Here is a 17223-nt window from a genome sequence, read left to right as displayed (position 1 = left end):
CAACACCGTCACCAAGGAGTTTCACCATGTCGCGCAGCCTTTGGACTCGCTTCAAGCTTCAGATCGCTTTTGTCCTCGCCGGCAGCCTGTTGCTGACCGGTTGCGCCAACACCGGCAGCTCGATGCTCGGTGGCAGCGAAGGTGCAGACCCGCGCCTGACCCAGGGTAATGACGCGGAGTTCTTCAGCAAGTCCGGTTACCAGGCCTGTGCGGTCGGCGCCGGTGTCGGCATCCTTGGTTGCGCGCTGTCCAACAGCAGCAACAAGGCTGTCTGCGCCATCGCCGCCGGGATTACCGCGTGTGGCGTGGCCATGGGCGCGAACTACTACCTGGATCAACGTCGCAGCGAATACTCCGACACCACCACCCGCCTGGCGAAGATGAACAGCGACGTCGAGCAAGACACCCAGAACGTGATCGCCCGTACCGCGACCGCTCAGCAAGTCATCAATGATGACCAGGCGCAAATCGCCCAGATCAAAAAGGACATCGCCAACAAGAAAGTCGACAAGGCCAAGGCCCAAGTGCAAATCGCCGAGATCGATTCGAACATCGCACGCCTGCGTAAAGACCTCGGCAACATGCGCAACAAGGTCACCGAGTACACCAAAGTGGCGGATGCCGAGCGTGCACAAGGCGCCGGTGCCGAGATCAAGCAGGTGGACATGAACATCATGAAAATGAACCAGAAAGTCGCCGCCCTGCAAAAGGAAGTCGACGGTCTTTACAACCAGCGTTCCGCGATCACCCTGGGTTAAGACATGACTCTACGACAGCTGGCGGTCCTCACCGCCGTCCTGGCCCTGAGCGGTTGCGCGACGAAGCCGGGCGAATGCGATGCGACCAATCGCGACAGCAGCATGCTGACCAAGATGAACTGCGACTACTCTGGTGGTTATAGCGACCAGGTCAAGCAGAAGGAACTGGCCCTGACCGCGTCCCGTCAGGAAAACGCGATGTTCCGTCAGGTGTACGAGAACATTCAGGCCCAGCAACTCAGCACCAAGACCGACCTGGCCAGCCAGCAGAAGTCCCAGGCGGCACTGAACCAGTCACTGGGCCAGTTGTTGACCTCGCTCAAGGCCCGGCATGGCAATGAAAGCCAGGTACAGAAGCAGATTGCCGGGCTTGAGCAGCAGCTCAAGGCCTCGCAGGCGGCGCCCGTGACCAAGACCTCACCCGCGACGCTGGCTGCCAAGCAGGAACAACTGAAGGCCTTGCAGAAGAAAGTGAATCAGCTGCAATTCAGCCTCGGTTACGAAGAGTAACTTTTCACCCCGCAGGCCTGCCGATGGCGGCCTGCACCCTTTTCAGGAATCGTCGTCATGCAGCGGGTCATCAGGGATGCGCAAGCCACACCAGAGGGGATGAGTGCGCTGCAAGCCAAAGTCGCCCTCATCCAGAAACACTTTCCGCCGACCGTCGCCAGCCTCTTCGCGATCCCGCGAATGGGCAGCGGTGACGTGCTGGAATGGTGGACCGAACTGGGTGGCCAACCCACGCCCTATGCCGACCTCAATGAGGACGCGCAGCGACGTTTGCTGGAAACCTATGAAGTGCGTCAGACGTCCCTTGGACAGCTGGCGGACGAACTGCAAAAACGCGGTCAGCCCACGGTAGCGGATGACCTGCGCAGCCTGCTCGGCACGCCCGAGCTGGACAAACTCTACAGCCTCAACGGCGAGCCGCTGGTGGTGCGCTGGAACCAGCGTCCACCCAAACCGATCGTGCCGCCGGTGGTTCCGGTGGTGCCGGTCGTACCGCCGTCGCGTCGCGGCTGGTGGATCGCGGCGGCCTTGCTGGCGCTGCTGTTGCTGCTTCTGGCGCTTTGGGCTTACTGGTGGTTCATGCACCGTGAACCCGTCGTCGTGGTTCCGCCTGTCGCGCCCGTTGTAACACCGATCGAGAAACCGGTTGAGCCGGTGCCCGAGCCTGTCGTGGAACCTGAACCCGTTCCAGAACCCGAACCGGAACCCGTGCCAGAACCGGTGCCGGTGCCGGAACCCAAACCAGTCCCGCCACCAAAACCTGTGGTCGTCGCCCCGCCACCGGCGCCGACGCTGGACAACTTCGCGTGCCGTAAAAAAGCGCCAAACGCAGAGATCCCGCAATTCGTGGTGGTGCTCGACACCTCGGGCTCGATGGATTTGAACATCAAGTCCGTGAAAGCCGATGAGGACTGGTTCTTCGGCAATGAGCTGAACAAGTACCTGGACGCGAACCGCACCATGCAGATCTTCGCCAAGCCCAGCCGCATGGACGTCGCCAAGGACTCGCTGGCCGGCATGATCAACGGGCTGGACCCGAAGATCGACACGCGCCTGATTACTTTCGCCGGCTGCGAAAGAACGCCGGACCAGGGCGTGTTCAAGTTTGGCGACCGTCAGCGGCTGATCAACGGGATTCGAGGCCTGGTGCCCAACGACGGCACACCGCTGGCCGACAGCCTGGCGCACGCCGCAAGCACCGTCGACGGGCGCAATAACGATGCCGTGATCGTGATGTTCGTCGACGGTGAGGACGGTTGCCAGAAAGACGTGTGCGCCGTGTCCCGCCAAATCGCCAGGGATCAACCGCGCCTGCGGGTCAACGTGGTGAAAATCGGCGCCGGTGGCCCGTCACGTTGCATCGCTGAAAACACCGGCGGCCGGGTTTACAGCAGCACCAATGCGGCTGAGCTGGGCAAGCAGTTGAAACTGGCGAGCAAGGAAGTGTCGAGCAATGCCAAGTGTGATTAGTCGTCTGCCCGGACAAACCCCAGTAACAACGCGGCAACTTCCATGACTTCATCCAGGGCCGCTTCGGCGGCNCGCCCACAGGTTCAGTGGTGACCTTGTGGGAGCGAGCTTGCTCGCGATAGTTGTTACAGAGGCGACTCAACGAAACCGATCAACCTCATGGCGCAAGTCCGCCGCCAGGGTTTCCAGTTCCCTGGCGGTAATGGCCAGGTTCGACACCACTTCACGCTGCTCGCTGTTGGCCAGCGCAATGCTTTGCAGGTTGCTGCTGAGCACGTTTGCCGTGCTGCTCTGCTCCTGGGTCGCGGTGGTGATCGCGGCAAACTGCTGGCCCGCCGAGCGGCTTTGCTCGTCGATCCGCGCCAGGGCCGACGCCACGTCAGCATTGCGCGACAGGCCTTCCTGCATCAACACGTTGCCGTGCTCCATGGTACTGATGGCGTTACCGGTTTCCTGCTGGATGCTTTGNATCATGCCGGAAATTTCATCAGTGGCCTGACGGGTGCGCGAAGCCAGGTTGCGCACTTCGTCGGCGACCACGGCAAAACCTCGGCCTTGCTCACCGGCACGCGCGGCTTCGATGGCGGCGTTGAGCGCCAGCAGGTTGGTTTGCTCGGCGATCGAGGTGATGACGCCGACGATCCCGCCGATTTCCTGGGAACGCTGGCCGAGGGTATTGATCACTGTTGCCGTGCTGTTCAGCGCGCCAGCGATTTGCTCCAGCGACGAGGAAGCCTCGTCCATCGACGTACGACCGATCTGGGTTTGCTGTGCGTTTTCCTGCGCCAGACGCTGGGTGTTGCCCATGTTGTCGGCAATGTTCAGCGAGGTTGCGCTGAACTCTTCCACGGCGCCGGCCATGCTGGTGATTTCGCCCGACTGTTGCTCCATCCCTTCATAGGCACCACCGGACAGGCCGGACAACGCCTGGGCGCGGCTGTTGACTTCGCCCGAGGCCTTGCGAATGTGCTCGACCATGGTCGACAAGGCCTGGCTCATCTGGTTGAAGGCGCGGGCCAACTGACCGATTTCATCATTGCTCGACACGCTCAGGCGCACGCTCAAATCGCCGGCACCGAGGGCTTCGGCCTGACGCACCAGATCACCCAGCGGCGCAAGTTTGCTGCGCAGCAGCCAGACTGCCGAACCGACCGCAATCAACATCGCCAGCAGACTGCCGATGGCCAATTGAATGCCGACGCTCCAGGTCACCGCGCGGATTTCGGACTTCGGCATGCTCGCCACCACCGCCCACGGGCCGCCTTCAAACGGCACCGAGACGCTGTAGAAGTCTTCGGACTTGTCGCTCCAGAAATCACCCTTGCCCGGCGTTTTCGCCAGATCGACGATGGCCGGGACCGCTTGATCCAGCGCTTGCACGCCGGCAATCGGCACCAACCACTTCTTCTGCTCATCGAGCAGCGCCAGCGAACCGGTCTGGCCGATACGGAAGCGTTTGAGATTCTCGAACTGTGCGTTCTGCGCGTCGGTGTAATCGAATCCTACGAACAACACGGCAATCACCTTACCGCTGCTGTCGCGTACAGGCGTGTATTGCGTCATGTAGGAGCGGTCGAACAGCAAGGCGCGACCGACATAGCTCTGTCCCGCCATCAAGCGTGCATAGGCCGGGTGAGCGTGGTCCAGCAAGGTGCCGATGGCCCGGTTGCCGTCCTGTTTGGTCAGGGAGGTGCTGACGCGGATAAAATCTTCGCCGCTGCGCACAAACACCGTCGCAACGCCTGCGGTCATCTGCTTGAACTCGTCCACTTCCTTGAAGTTGTTGTTCAACACTTCGCTGCCCAGGTGCAAGCCCGGGGTCTGCACACCGGCCACCGCCACCGGCTCATCCGGGTGCACGCTCAAGCCGGCGCTGAAGCGCTTCTCGAACAGACCGCTCAGGCGCTGGGTGCTTTCACGCAACGTGCCGTGAAAGGTACTCAACTGATCGGCCAGCAACCGGGCCTCACTGGCCAAGTGCTCTTCGCGGGTGGCGAGGTTGGCGGTGTCCAGCGAACGCAAGGCGAACACGGTACTGCCAGTGATGACAATCGCCAGTATCACGGCAAGCGCAAGACCAAGCTGTGAGGCGATCCGGGCACGAGGTTGAGACATGACAGCTCCTGGCCGAGTGACCGGATCATCCTGATCACGATGCACACTCGGCAAAATTCTAATAAGGGGAATTACAGGGAACCTGCACGAAGGTCCCACCTGCAGATTTTCGGCGGCAAACCTGAATACTTGAGTAAATAGCCGGGATATGGCGCAAGGCCTCTATTGCAGGGGCTCCATCGATTCAGCTCAAGCGTTCTACATCCGGTAAATCCATGGCCCGGACCTCGCCTTGCAGAAAGTCGCTGAGGCGGCGCAAACGTTCACCTCCCGGGCGGGTTTTCGGCCAGACGAGGTAATAATGCTCACCGCTGGCGACAGCCGTCGGCCACGGCAGACTCAGACGACCCTGCGCAACATCTTCCGCCACCATCAGCAAATCCCCCATGGATACGCCGTAGCCTCGGGCGGCGGCGATCATGCCCAACTCCAGCGTGTCAAACACTTGCCCACCCTTGAGCGACACCTGNTCCGACAGCCCCATGCGCTCCAGCCAGTTGCGCCAGTCGCGACGGTCTGGCGTTGGATGCAGCAGCTCAGCGCTGGCCAGGCGTGCGACGTCCCACGGCTGGTCCTTCAGCAGGTTCGGTGCTCCCACCGGAATCAGCTCTTCCGGAAACAGTAACGCCGCCTCCCAGTCCGGAGGGAAACGCCCGTTACTGAGGATGACGGCGCAGTCGAAGGGTTCGTGGTTGAAATCCACGGTGTCGATGTCCATCCAGGCACTGGTCAATTGCACTTCGTTGCCCGGTTGCAAGTGCCGGAAGCGACTCAGGCGCGCCAGCAGCCAGCGCATGGTCAACGTCGACGGGGCTTTCATGCGCAAGATGTCGTCTTCGGCGCGCAAGGTATTACAGGCGCGTTCGAGCGCGGTAAACCCTTCACGGATGCCCGGCAGGATCAACCGCGCCGACTCGGTCAGTTGCAGGTTGCGCCCGCTGCGGTGAAACAGTCGGCAGGCAAAATGATCTTCGAGGGTACGAATGTGTCGACTGACCGCGCTTTGGGTGATCGACAATTCTTCAGCGGCGCGGGTAAACGAGCTATGCCGCGCCGCCGCTTCGAATGCGCGCAGGGCATACAAGGGAGGAAGACGACGGGACATTGGGAAAGCTCCTATAGCGCGGTTACGCCACGTTAGCAGAAACCTGCCAGCATGAGTTTGACTCATGCCACCCATCCTTTTTATCCCTTTGTGAAAACCCCGCAGAGCGCCGAGAATCGGCTCTCTCCTGTTTACTCTGATAACCGAGGCGTGATGACCATGCAGCATCCAGCACGTACCGAACTCTGGGCCATCCTGCGGCTGGCGGGGCCGTTGATTGCCTCGCAGTTGGCGCACATGCTGATGGTCCTCACCGACACCTTGATGATGGCGCGCCTAAGTCCCGAAGCGCTGGCAGGTGGCGGCCTGGGCGCGGCGACTTACTCGTTCGTTTCCATCTTCTGCATCGGCGTGATCGCGGCGGTCGGCACCCTGGTGGCGATCCGTCAGGGCGCGGGCGATATCGTCGGCGCCGCGCGCCTGACCCAGGCCGGCTTGTGGCTGGCGTGGTTGATGGCGCTGGTGGCCGGGTTACTCCTGTGGAACCTCAAGCCCGTATTGTTGATGTTTGGCCAGACCGAAACCAACGTGCACGCGGCGGGGCAATTCCTGACCATCCTGCCGTTCGCCCTGCCCGGCTATCTGAGCTTCATGGCCTTGCGTGGTTTCACCAGCGCCATCGGCAAGGCCACCCCGGTGATGGTGATCAGCCTGTGCGGCACTGTGGCCAACTTCCTGCTCAACTACGCGTTGATTACCGGGATGTTCGGCTTGCCGAAAATGGGCCTGGTGGGCATCGGGCTGGTCACGGCGATTGTCGCCAACCTGATGGCCGTGGCGCTGGCGCTGCACATCCGTCGGCATCCGGCCTACGACGCTTATCCGCTGCGCCAGGGTTTGTCGCGGCCTAACCGCCAGTACCTGAAAGAGCTGTGGCGCCTCGGCCTGCCCATTGGCGGCACCTACGCGGTGGAAGTCGGGCTGTTTGCTTTCGCGGCGTTGTGCATGGGCACCATGGGCAGTACGCAATTGGCGGCGCACCAGATCGCCCTGCANATTGTCTCGGTAGCGTTCATGGTGCCGGCGGGCATGTCGTACGCGATCACCATGCGTATCGGCCAGCATTACGGCGCCGGGCAGTTGCTGAATGCGCGACTGGCCGGACGGGTCGGTATCGCCTTTGGCGCGGCGGCGATGCTGGGTTTTGCCATGGTCTTCTGGTTCCTGCCGAATCAGTTGATTGGCTTGTTCCTGGACCACAACGACCCGGCCTTTCGAGACGTCATCAATCTGGCCGTGAGCCTGCTGGCGGTGGCGGCGTGGTTCGAGCTGTTCGACGGCACACANACCATCGCCATGGGCTGCATCCGTGGGCTCAAGGATGCCAAGACCACGTTCCTGGTCGGGCTGGGTTGCTATTGGCTGATCGGTGCACCGGCGGCGTGGTGGATGGCGTTCAACTTGAACTGGGGGCCGACGGGCGTCTGGTGGGGATTGGCGCTGGGGTTGGCGTGCGCGGCGGTGAGCCTGACGCTGGCGTTTGAGTGGAAGATGAAGCGGATGATTCGGCGCGAGCCGTCGTCAGGGGCCAGTTTCCAAATCGCTCAGCCAGACTGAGATCCCCTGTAGGAGCGGGCTTTGTGGCGAGGGCGCTTGCTCCCGCTGGGTCGCGCAGCGGCNNCGGGAGCAAGCGCCCTCGCCACAAAAGCTCCGACATTTGCGCGTGGTTAGTTAACGACTTCCAGGACGGGCTGCTGGCTGCTGCCGAACGTCAGGTATTCAACCAACTCCGCCAACGGCAGCGGCTTGCTGATCAGATACCCCTGCACCTGATCGCAACCAAACCCGCGCAACAACTCCAGCTGCTCGGGCGTTTCCACGCCTTCGGCCACCACTTCAAGGTTGAGGTTGTGCGCCAGGTTGATCATCGCGTGGACCAGTTTGCGGTTTTCTTCCCGCTCTTCCATACCGCCGACAAAGCTTTTGTCGATCTTCAACAAGGCAATCGGCAGGCTGTTGAGGTGCACGAACGACGAAAAACCGGTGCCGAAGTCATCCAGGGAAAACCTCACGCCTAGGCGGCCGAGGGCATCCATGGTCTGTTTCACCAGATCGCTGCGGCGCATGACCGCGGTTTCGGTCAGCTCGAACTCCAGCCATTGCGCCTCGACACCGCGCTCGGCGATCAGCCGGCTCAGGGTCGACAACAATTGGCTGTCCTGAAACTGCCGGAACGACAGGTTGATCGCCATGTGCAGCGCCGGCAAACCACGCTCGCGCAGCGCCTGCATGTCCCGCAGGGCCCGGGAGATGACCCAGTAACCCAGCGGTACGATCAGACCGCTCTGTTCAGCCAAGGGGACAAATTCGCTGGGCGNCAGCAAACCGCGTTCGGCGTGCCGCCAGCGCACCAGGGCTTCGAGGCCGACGATCTGGCCGTCCTCAAGGTTCAGCCGCGGCTGGTAATGCANTTCCAGTTCGTCACGGCGCAGCGCGCGGCGCAGTTCACTTTCCAGGTCAGCCAGGCTGCGTGCATTGCGGTTGATGCGTTCGTTGAAGATATGAAAGGTGCAGCCTTGAGTGCTTTTGGCTTGCTGCATGGCGATGTGCGCGTGCCACATCAACGGGTCGGCACCGGCGCGGGCGCGGGCATGTGCCACACCCAGGCTGCAACCGATCAACAGGCTTTCGCCGTCTACCCAGTAGGGCTCGGCCATGGCTTCGGTAATGCGTTCGGCCATCCATTCGGCGCGCTGAGGCGCGCGGCGAGTATCAATCAGCAGGGCAAATTCGTCGCTGCCCAGCCGCGCCAGTTGGTCACCGGCTTCGAGTTGGCTCTTGAGCCGCGAGACCACCTGCAGGATCAACCGATCGCCCGCCTGATGGCCCAAGGCGTCGTTGGCGTGACGGAAGTTGTCGAGGTCGAGGTGACCGAGGGCCAGGCCACGGCCGTCGTTTTCCGCCAGACGCGCGGCCAGCAAGGTCTGGAAGCCCTGGCGGTTGGCGATACCGGTGAGCGGGTCTTGCTCGGCCAGGCGTTGCAGGGTGTGTTCCAGCAAGCCACGTTCGCGCACATGCCGCAGGCACCGGCGCAACATGCCGGGATCAAGATGATCGCGCACCAGCCAGTCGCTCACCCCATCGGGCGGCGTCAGGGGCTCGTGCTCCAGCAGCAACACCGTCGGCAGGCTGCAACGGCCAGGCAGAGGCTGAAGCGCAGGAATGGTCAACAACACCGCGTTGCGGTTGTCATCGAACAGACTGCTGACCGACTCCCAGCTCGGCGCGCTGATAAGCACGGCCGAGCTCCCCATCGGCGCCAGGCACTCGCGCAACAACGCTGCCCACGCTGGCTCATCGGCCAGTAGCAGCAAACGCAAGGGTTCGACAGGCGTAGACAAGCTAGCTCCCTAGACTCTGCAAANNTGTAGGCGGCGGGCATTATGCCGCGCCCGTAACCAATGACCAAACGACATCAGTTATCACACGTGGCTTTGTGTCTGGAATACGAACATTAGCCGCAAACTCACCGCGCATCCTGCTTGAAAGTATCAAAACCGGCAAATAGAGAAAGCGTGTTGCGTCACAAGTCGGAGAGAGCAGCACAATTCGCTGAGCCTGTTAAAATGCCGGCCCATTTCACAAATGACTCCCTGATTCTGTATGTCCCGACTCAATCCCCGGCAGCAAGAAGCCGTGAACTACGTCGGCGGCCCTCTATTGGTGCTCGCCGGTGCCGGTTCCGGCAAGACCAGCGTGATCACCCGCAAGATCGCGCACCTGATCCAGAACTGCGGCATCCGTGCCCAGTACATCGTCGCCATGACCTTTACCAACAAGGCGGCGCGCGAAATGAAGGAGCGTGTCGGCACGCTGCTCAAGGGCGGCGAAGGCCGCGGCCTCACGGTGTGTACCTTCCACAACCTGGGGCTGAACATCATCCGCAAGGAGCATGCGCGGCTGGGCTACAAGCCAGGTTTCTCGATCTTCGACGAAACCGATGTGAAGTCGCTGATGACCGACATCATGCAAAAGGAATATGCAGGCGACGACGGCGTGGATGAGATCAAGAACATGATCGGCGCCTGGAAAAACGACCTGATCCTGCCGCCCCAGGCCCTGGAAAACGCGCGCAACCCCAAGGAACAGACCGCCGCCATCGTCTACACCCACTACCAGCGCACGCTCAAGGCGTTCAACGCGGTGGACTTTGACGACCTGATCCTGCTGCCGGTAAAGCTGTTCGAGGAACACGCCGACATCCTCGAAAAATGGCAGAACAAAGTCCGCTACCTGCTGGTGGACGAATACCAGGACACCAACGCCAGCCAGTACCTGCTGGTGAAAATGCTGATCGGCAAGCGCAACCAATTCACCGTGGTAGGCGACGATGACCAGTCGATCTACGCCTGGCGCGGCGCGCGGCCGGAAAACCTGATGTTGCTCAAGGACGACTACCCGTCCCTGAAAGTGGTGATGCTGGAGCAGAACTATCGCTCCACCAGCCGCATCCTGCGTTGCGCCAACGTACTCATCTCCAACAACCCCCACGAGTTTGAAAAGCAGCTGTGGAGCGAGATGGGCCATGGCGACGAGATTCGCGTAATCCGTTGCCGCAACGAAGACGCCGAAGCCGAGCGCGTAGCGGTCGAACTGCTGACACTGCACCTGCGTACCGATCGGCCCTACAGCGACTTTGCGATCCTGTATCGCGGCAACTACCAGGCCAAGCTGATCGAGTTGAAGCTGCAGCACCACCAGATTCCCTATCGGCTTTCTGGTGGCAACAGCTTTTTCGGACGCCAGGAAGTAAAAGACCTGATGGCCTACTTCCGCTTGATCGTGAACCCGGATGACGACAACGCCTTCCTGCGGGTGATCAACGTGCCGCGCCGTGAAATCGGCTCCACCACCCTGGAAAAGCTCGGCAACTACGCCACCGAACGCAAGATCTCGATGTACGCCGCCACCGACGAAATCGGCCTGGGCGAGCACCTGGATACGCGCTTCACCGATCGCCTTTCACGCTTCAAGCGCTTCATGGACAAGGTGCGCGAACAGTGCGCCGGCGAAGACCCGATCAGTGCCTTGCGCAGCATGGTCATGGACATCGACTATGAAAATTGGCTGCGCACCAACAGTTCCAGCGACAAGGCTGCGGATTACCGCATGGGCAACGTCTGGTTCCTGATCGAAGCGCTGAAGAACACCCTGGAAAAAGACGAAGACGGCGAGATGACCGTCGAAGACGCCATCGGCAAACTGGTGTTGCGCGACATGCTCGAACGCCAGCAAGAAGAGGAAGACGGTGCCGAAGGCGTGCAGATGATGACCTTGCATGCGTCCAAGGGCCTGGAATTCCCCTACGTGTTCATCATGGGCATGGAAGAGGAAATCCTCCCGCACCGCTCCAGTATCGAAGCCGACACTATCGAAGAAGAACGGCGCCTGGCCTACGTGGGCATTACCCGCGCGCGTCAGACCCTGGCCTTCACGTTTGCCGCCAAGCGCAAGCAATACGGCGAGATCATCGACTGCGCGCCGAGCCGCTTCCTGGATGAGCTGCCGCCGGACGACCTGGCGTGGGAAGGCACCGACGACACGCCTGTCGAAGTCAAAGCCGTTCGCGGCAATACCGCATTGGCGGATATACGGGCGATGTTAAAGCGCTAGAATTGAGCACTTTTTAACCGAACACTTTTAGACAAGCTAGGCGCACATGGCGCCAGTAGAGGAACGCTTCATGGAAGCACTGCACNAGAAAATTCGCGAAGAAGGCATCGTGCTTTCCGATCAGGTACTCAAGGTCGACGCCTTTCTGAACCACCAGATCGACCCGGCGCTGATGAAGCTCATCGGCGACGAATTCGCCGCGCGGTTCAAGGATTCGGGCATCACCAAGATCGTTACCATCGAAGCCTCGGGCATCGCACCGGCAATCATGACTGGCCTGAACCTCGGTGTGCCGGTGATTTTCGCCCGCAAGCAGCAATCCCTGACCCTGACGGAAAACCTGCTGTCGGCGACCGTGTACTCCTTCACCAAGAAGGTGGAAAGCACTGTCGCGATCTCCCCGCGCCACTTGACCAGCAGCGACCGCGTGCTGGTCATCGATGACTTCCTGGCCAATGGCAAGGCATCNCAGGCGCTGATTTCGATCATCAAGCAAGCCGGCGCGACCGTGGCCGGNTTGGGGATTGTGATCGAGAAGTCGTTCCAGGGTGGCCGTGCGGAGCTGGATGCGCAGGGTTATCGGGTTGAATCCTTGGCTCGCGTGCAATCGCTGGCCGGCGGTGTCGTGACCTTCATCGAGTAACCCGTAACACCGCATATCCCTGTGGGAGCGAGCTTGCTCGCGATGAGGCCATCCTATTCAACATCTCTGTTGGCTGATGTACCGCTATCGCGAGCAAGCTCGCTCCCACAGTTTTTTTGTATTGGCTGTTATTGCGCGGTGGCCTTGAGGCCGGTGAGCAGTAGCCGCTGAAAGAGGTCCTCTTTCAATCCCTCCGGCTTATCCAACTGCATCCGCTCCAGATGCTTGGGAAACGCCTCCGGCTCCGGTGCATCCAGCGCCGCTTTGCCCAACTCCAGAATCTCCGTCAGCTTGAATTTGCTCTTGAGCCAGTTCANCGCCCGCAACAAGTCCCGCTCTTCAGCCGTGAAATCACACCCCAGCGGATACTCCGGAAACAACTTCGCATGCCGCGCCTGAATCGCCTGCAAGCGTTCCGGGCTGTTGTCGGCAAAACGCGGATCGATGCGGAAATTTTTCGGCAATTTGCCAACGTTTTGCGCCTGCTCGATCAGCCCCGGCTGGAACCGTGAGTCGCTGATGTTCAGCAACGCCTCGATCACTGCCGCGTCGGTCTTGCCGCGCAGATCGGCGATGCCGTATTCGGTGACCACGATGTCACGCAAATGCCGCGGGATCGTGCAGTGGCCGTATTCCCAGACAATGTTCGAACTGACCTCACCACCCGCCTCGCGCCAGCTACGCAACAACAGCACCGACCGCGCACCTTCCAGCGCATGGCCCTGGGCGACAAAGTTGTATTGCCCGCCGACGCCGCTGAGCACGCGCCCGCTTTCGAGCTGATCAGCCACGCCTGCGCCGAGCAGGGTCATGGTGAACACGGTGTTGATGAAGCGCGCGTCCAGGCGCTGCAGGCGTTTGAGCTCTTCCTGACCGTAGAGCTCGTTGATGTAACTGATACGGGTCATGTTGAATTCGAGGCGCTTGGCGTGAGTCATTTCCTGCAAGCGCTGGTAAAAACTGCGCGGCCCGAGGAAGAAGCCGCCATGGATCGAAATGCCGTCAGGTTGGGCTGCGTCATCCAGGGTGCCGGCGTTGGCTTGCTGCTGCGTCGCCACATCCGGGTAGACCTTGCGCCGGATAATGCCGGCATCGGCCAGTACCAGCAGGCCGTTGACGAACATTTCGCTGCAGCCATAAAGGCCCTTGGCGAACGGTTCGATGCCGCCTTCGCGGTCGATCAACTGCGCCCACTGGCTAAGATTGATATCCGCCAGCAACGCCTTGTAACCGGCATTGTCGGCCTGACGCGCCAGCAACGCGGCGGTCAGCGCATCACCCATGGAGCCGATACCGATCTGCAAGGTGCCGCCATCGCGCACCAGAGTGCTGGCGTGCAGGCCGATAAAATGGTCCTGGAAGCCCACAGGCATATTCGGAGTGGAGAACAGCGTAGTGCTGTCCTTTTCGTCGATCAGGTAGTCGAATTCGCCCATGCCCNTTTCGGCGTCACCGGGCATGTAGGGCAAATCGTTGTGCACCTGGCCCACCAACAGGATCGTCTCCCCCGCCGCCCGGCGTTTGGCGATCATCGGAAACAGGTCGAGGGTGATGTCAGGGTTGCAGCTCAGACTCAGACGATCCGGGTGTTCGGCGTGGCTGGCCACCAACTGCGCAACCAGGTTCAAACCGGCGGCGTTGATGTCTCGCGCGGCGTGGCTGTAGTTGCTGCTGACATAATCCTGCTGCGCCGATGCACTGTGGAGCAGGCTGCCGGGCTGCATGAAGAACTGCTGCACGCGGATATTGGCCGGCAGGCTGTCGCGCTGCAGTCCGGCGAGGAATTCCAGTTCCGGATAATCGCCAAACACCCGCTCGATGAAGGGTTCGAGGAAGCGCTTTTGTAAACCGTCGCCCAAGGCCGGACGGCCCAGGCACAGGGCGGTGTAGATCGTCAGCTGCCGTTCGGGCAATTGCGCGATGCGCTGGAACAACGCNTTGACGAACAGATTNGGCTTGCCCAGGCCCAAGGGCATGCCCATGTGGATATGCGCCGGCAAACGCGCCAGTACGTCGTCAACTGCTTGCTCGATTGAACACAACTGCACCATCTGATCCTCCCTTATATTCCGTGAATTGGGGTTGGACCGAGCTTGCCGGGCCTTTGCTGCAAAGAATAGTCCCCAAGGCAAATCGCAGGCACAAAAAAGCCGCTCGTAAGCGGCTTTTTTGCTGGAGATGGACGCTTATTTCAAGCCGGACATCTTCTCGATCGCACCTTTCAGCTCGGGATCGGAGCAATCGGCACAGGTGCCTTTTGGCGGCATCGAATTGATGCCTGAGATCGCTTTCGCGAGCAGGCCGTCAACACCACCTTCTTTCTTGGAGCGCTCGCCCCAAGCAGCGGCATCACCGATTTTCGGCGCGCCCAACAGGCCGGTGCCGTGGCAAGCGTTGCAATGTTTGGCAATCACTTCGTCCGGGGTTTTGGCTCCGCCACCACCTGTCGAAGCAGCCACTTCCATCCCCTTGCACTCCTGACCCGTCACACAGACTTGGCCGACTGGCTCAAGGCGCTTTGCAATATCGTCGTTGGTCGCTGCTTGTGCGCTGACTGCCCATAGGGCCAGTACGGTTGCTGGTGCAGCCAGCATTTTCATAATTAGGTTCACGCGTTCACCCTCAATGGTGGCTATTCACGCCTGCGGCCACGGTTTCGCAGGCGGCGAAAGTATAACGGTAACCCCGTCACACTGAAACAACCCCAAAGTCGAAGGGGTCTTGTTGCGCAATGGAAAAACGGTTCGGGTGCCTCCGCCATGCTGGCAGGACGCCTCTTCTCTTAGAAATTCGCGGGTGTGGCTGCGCTGATTAGTCGCGCCGGCACATCGAACGGGTTGCGAAAACGATGAGGCTTGGTNCTTTCAAAGTAGTAGCTATCGCCAGCTTCGAGCACAAAAGTTTCAAGNCCTACCACCAGTTCGAGTCGGCCTTCCACCAAAATGCCGGTTTCCTCGCCCTCATGGGTGAGCATCTCGTCACCGGTGTCGGCGCCAGGCGGGTAGATTTCATTGAGGAAGGCGATAGCCCGGCTCGGGTGCGCCCGACCGACCAGTTTCATGGTCACTGCGCCATCGGAAATATCGATCAGCTCGTTGGCTTTGTAGACGATCTGCGTCGGTTTTTCCTGGAGGATCTCCTCGGAAAAGAACTCGACCATGGACATGGGGATGCCGCCCAGCACCTTGCGCAAGGAGCTGATCGANGGGCTGACACTGTTTTTTTCGATCATCGAAATGGTGCTGTTGGTGACACCCGCGCGCTTGGCGAGCTCGCGCTGGGAAAGACCCTTCAGTTTACGGATGGATTGCAGTCGTTCGCCGACGTCCAAGCNNGAGCCTCCAAGATTCAGGTTGTAGAAATATTGAGCGTTATCATGGCGACAGCGTTCAGTATTTACAACACTTTGGCCTGAATCCTGTTCAGCGAGTCGACTTCCGGTACGGACTGCTGACCGCTAACCCTCGGAATAGAGCTTTGGCACCCGGCGCAGGTTGCAGAAGATCTGATAGGGAATCGTGTCAGCGGCGGCAGCCACGTCGCTGGCGAGGATGTTTTTGCCCCACAACTCGACGGTCGAACCCAGGCCGGCCTGCGGTACATCGGTCAGATCGATGCAAAGCATGTCCATCGATACGCGACCAATCAACTGGCTGCGCTGCCCGGCGACCAACACTGGCGTGCCGGTCGGTGCCTGACGGGGGTAACCATCGGCATAACCCATGGCCACCACCCCGACGCGCATCGGCTTAGGGGTGATAAATTTGGCGCCGTAACCAATCGGCTCGCCGGCCGGCAGTTCACGCACGCAGATGACTTTCGATTCCAGGGTCATTACCGGCTGCAAGCGCGCGGCGATGGCCTGCTCTTCACCAAACGGCGTGGCGCCGTAGAGCATGATGCCCGGGCGAACCCAATCACTCGGAATCTGCGGCCAACCGAGTACCGCCGGCGAATTGCGCAGGCTGATCTCGGCCGACAAACCTTTACGTGCCGCTTCAAATACCGCGACCTGCTCGGCGCTGGCCTGCTCGTGCAGCTCATCGGCGCGGGCGAAGTGGCTCATCAAGACAATCTTCGCCACCTTGCCGCTGGCCAGCAGCCGTTGATAAGCCGCGTGATAATCCTTTGGATGCAAACCCACCCGGTGCATGCCCGAATCAAGCTTGAGCCAGACCGTGATCGGCTTGCTCAACCGGGCTTGCTCGATCGCTTCCAACTGCCACAGCGAATGCACCACGCACCAAAAATCGTGCTCGATGATCAACGGCAGCTCGTCAGCCTCGAAAAAACCTTCCAGCAGCAATACCGGCGCACGAATGCCCGCTGCGCGCAGCTCCAACGCTTCTTCGATGCAAGCCACGGCAAACCCGTCCGCCTCGGCTTCCAGCGCCTGGGCGCAACGCACCGCGCCATGGCCGTAGGCATCGGCCTTGATCACGGCGAGGGCCTTGGCCCCCGTGGTTTCACGGGCGATCCGGTAGTTGTGACGCAGGGCTTGAAGGTCGATCAGGGCACGGGCTGGACGCATGGCGGCAGGCTTCTAGGCGGTCATGGGAATAAAAACCGGCGCTGGCTGACGGCGTGAACCGCCAACAACACCGGGAGAGGGATCTTTCTATCTTTCTGACAGGCTTACGGCAGAGCGGCTACAACCGAGAGCTCAACCAGGATTTCCGGTTCGCACAGTTTCGACTCGACCGTCGCACGGGCCGGGGCGACGCCTTTGGGCAGCCATTTGTCCCACACCGCGTTCATGCCGGCGAAGTCGGCGTCGATGTCTTTCAGGTAAATCGTCACCGACAGCAGCTTGGTTTTGTCGGTGCCGGCCAAGTCCAGCAACCGCTCGATATTGGCCAGGGTTTCACGGGTCTGCTGTTCAATCCCGGCACTCATGTCGTCGCCGACTTGCCCTGCCAGATACACGGTACCGCTGTGAACAACGATGTGGCTCATGCGCTCATTGGTGAGCTGGCGCTGGATGGACATGTTTTGCGGACTCCTGATGT

Annotated in this window: 14 protein-coding genes; 6 read left to right on the top strand and 8 right to left on the bottom strand. The window is 60.6% G+C overall.

Annotated features, from left to right (window positions below; all coding sequences use genetic code 11):
• Window positions 1–26 precede the first annotated feature (26 nt).
• The 3 genes from B7L09_RS18220 to B7L09_RS18210 are packed head-to-tail and all read left to right on the top strand — an operon-like array spanning window position 27 to window position 2738.
• Window positions 27–758: a hypothetical protein gene (locus B7L09_RS18220; RefSeq protein ID WP_094470010.1), complete on the top strand. Its 732-nt coding sequence runs from the start codon at window positions 27–29 to the stop codon at window positions 756–758.
• Between the two features lie 3 nt (window positions 759–761).
• A complete protein-coding gene (locus tag B7L09_RS18215; RefSeq protein WP_094470009.1) occupies window positions 762–1268 on the top strand; it encodes a hypothetical protein in 507 nt (168 codons plus the stop codon).
• Between the two features lie 57 nt (window positions 1269–1325).
• Window positions 1326–2738 (top strand): vWA domain-containing protein, encoded by a 1413-nt coding sequence (locus tag B7L09_RS18210; protein ID WP_094470008.1) that lies wholly within the window; start codon window positions 1326–1328, stop codon window positions 2736–2738.
• 138 nt (window positions 2739–2876) lie between these two features.
• On the opposite strand, the gene B7L09_RS18205 is transcribed toward B7L09_RS18210, so the two are convergent.
• Together B7L09_RS18205 and B7L09_RS18195 are read right to left on the bottom strand one after the other, a co-directional pair.
• Complete coding sequence (locus B7L09_RS18205) at window positions 2877–4853, bottom strand: methyl-accepting chemotaxis protein (RefSeq protein ID WP_094470007.1); 1977 nt, start codon at window positions 4851–4853, stop codon at window positions 2877–2879.
• Between the two features lie 184 nt (window positions 4854–5037).
• Window positions 5038–5958: a LysR substrate-binding domain-containing protein gene (locus B7L09_RS18195; protein WP_094470006.1), complete on the bottom strand. Its 921-nt coding sequence runs from the start codon at window positions 5956–5958 to the stop codon at window positions 5038–5040.
• A gap of 159 nt (window positions 5959–6117) precedes the next feature.
• Between B7L09_RS18195 and B7L09_RS18190 the strand changes: the two genes are divergently transcribed.
• Window positions 6118–7515: a NorM family multidrug efflux MATE transporter gene (locus B7L09_RS18190; RefSeq protein WP_094470024.1), complete on the top strand. Its 1398-nt coding sequence runs from the start codon at window positions 6118–6120 to the stop codon at window positions 7513–7515.
• A gap of 110 nt (window positions 7516–7625) precedes the next feature.
• Here B7L09_RS18190 and B7L09_RS18185 read toward each other — a convergent pair whose 3' ends face one another.
• Entirely contained in the window at window positions 7626–9299 is a 1674-nt protein-coding gene (locus tag B7L09_RS18185) for a putative bifunctional diguanylate cyclase/phosphodiesterase (protein ID WP_094470005.1), read from the bottom strand.
• Window positions 9300–9561: 262 nt separating this feature from the next.
• Here B7L09_RS18185 and rep point away from each other — a divergent pair, with 262 nt between their 5' ends.
• Together rep and B7L09_RS18175 are read left to right on the top strand one after the other, a co-directional pair.
• Window positions 9562–11571 (top strand): DNA helicase Rep, encoded by a 2010-nt coding sequence (gene rep, locus B7L09_RS18180; RefSeq protein WP_094470004.1) that lies wholly within the window; start codon window positions 9562–9564, stop codon window positions 11569–11571.
• A 70-nt stretch (window positions 11572–11641) separates the two neighbouring features.
• Entirely contained in the window at window positions 11642–12214 is a 573-nt protein-coding gene (locus tag B7L09_RS18175; protein ID WP_094470003.1) for a xanthine phosphoribosyltransferase, read from the top strand.
• Window positions 12215–12342: 128 nt separating this feature from the next.
• Here B7L09_RS18175 and B7L09_RS18170 read toward each other — a convergent pair whose 3' ends face one another.
• From B7L09_RS18170 to B7L09_RS18150, 5 genes are all read right to left on the bottom strand, one after another.
• A complete protein-coding gene (locus tag B7L09_RS18170; protein ID WP_094470002.1) occupies window positions 12343–14265 on the bottom strand; it encodes an acetyl-CoA hydrolase/transferase C-terminal domain-containing protein in 1923 nt (640 codons plus the stop codon).
• A gap of 135 nt (window positions 14266–14400) precedes the next feature.
• On the bottom strand, window positions 14401–14814 hold the full coding sequence (locus B7L09_RS18165; protein ID WP_176457725.1) for a c-type cytochrome: 414 nt from the start codon (window positions 14812–14814) through the stop codon (window positions 14401–14403).
• A gap of 182 nt (window positions 14815–14996) precedes the next feature.
• Entirely contained in the window at window positions 14997–15545 is a 549-nt protein-coding gene (locus B7L09_RS18160; RefSeq protein WP_094470000.1) for a cupin domain-containing protein, read from the bottom strand.
• 126 nt (window positions 15546–15671) lie between these two features.
• Window positions 15672–16745: an alanine racemase gene (alr, locus tag B7L09_RS18155; RefSeq protein ID WP_094469999.1), complete on the bottom strand. Its 1074-nt coding sequence runs from the start codon at window positions 16743–16745 to the stop codon at window positions 15672–15674.
• Between the two features lie 104 nt (window positions 16746–16849).
• Window positions 16850–17203, bottom strand: coding sequence for a RidA family protein (locus B7L09_RS18150; protein WP_094470023.1), 354 nt, complete (start codon window positions 17201–17203; stop codon window positions 16850–16852).
• Window positions 17204–17223 lie beyond the last annotated feature (20 nt).

This window comes from Pseudomonas mandelii, from assembly GCF_002251635.1.
In the GTDB taxonomy this organism is placed as follows: Bacteria; Pseudomonadota; Gammaproteobacteria; order Pseudomonadales; family Pseudomonadaceae; genus Aquipseudomonas; species Aquipseudomonas mandelii_B.
The sequence above is the reverse complement of the archived record's forward strand: the minus strand, read 5'-3'. Positions and strand labels throughout refer to the sequence as shown.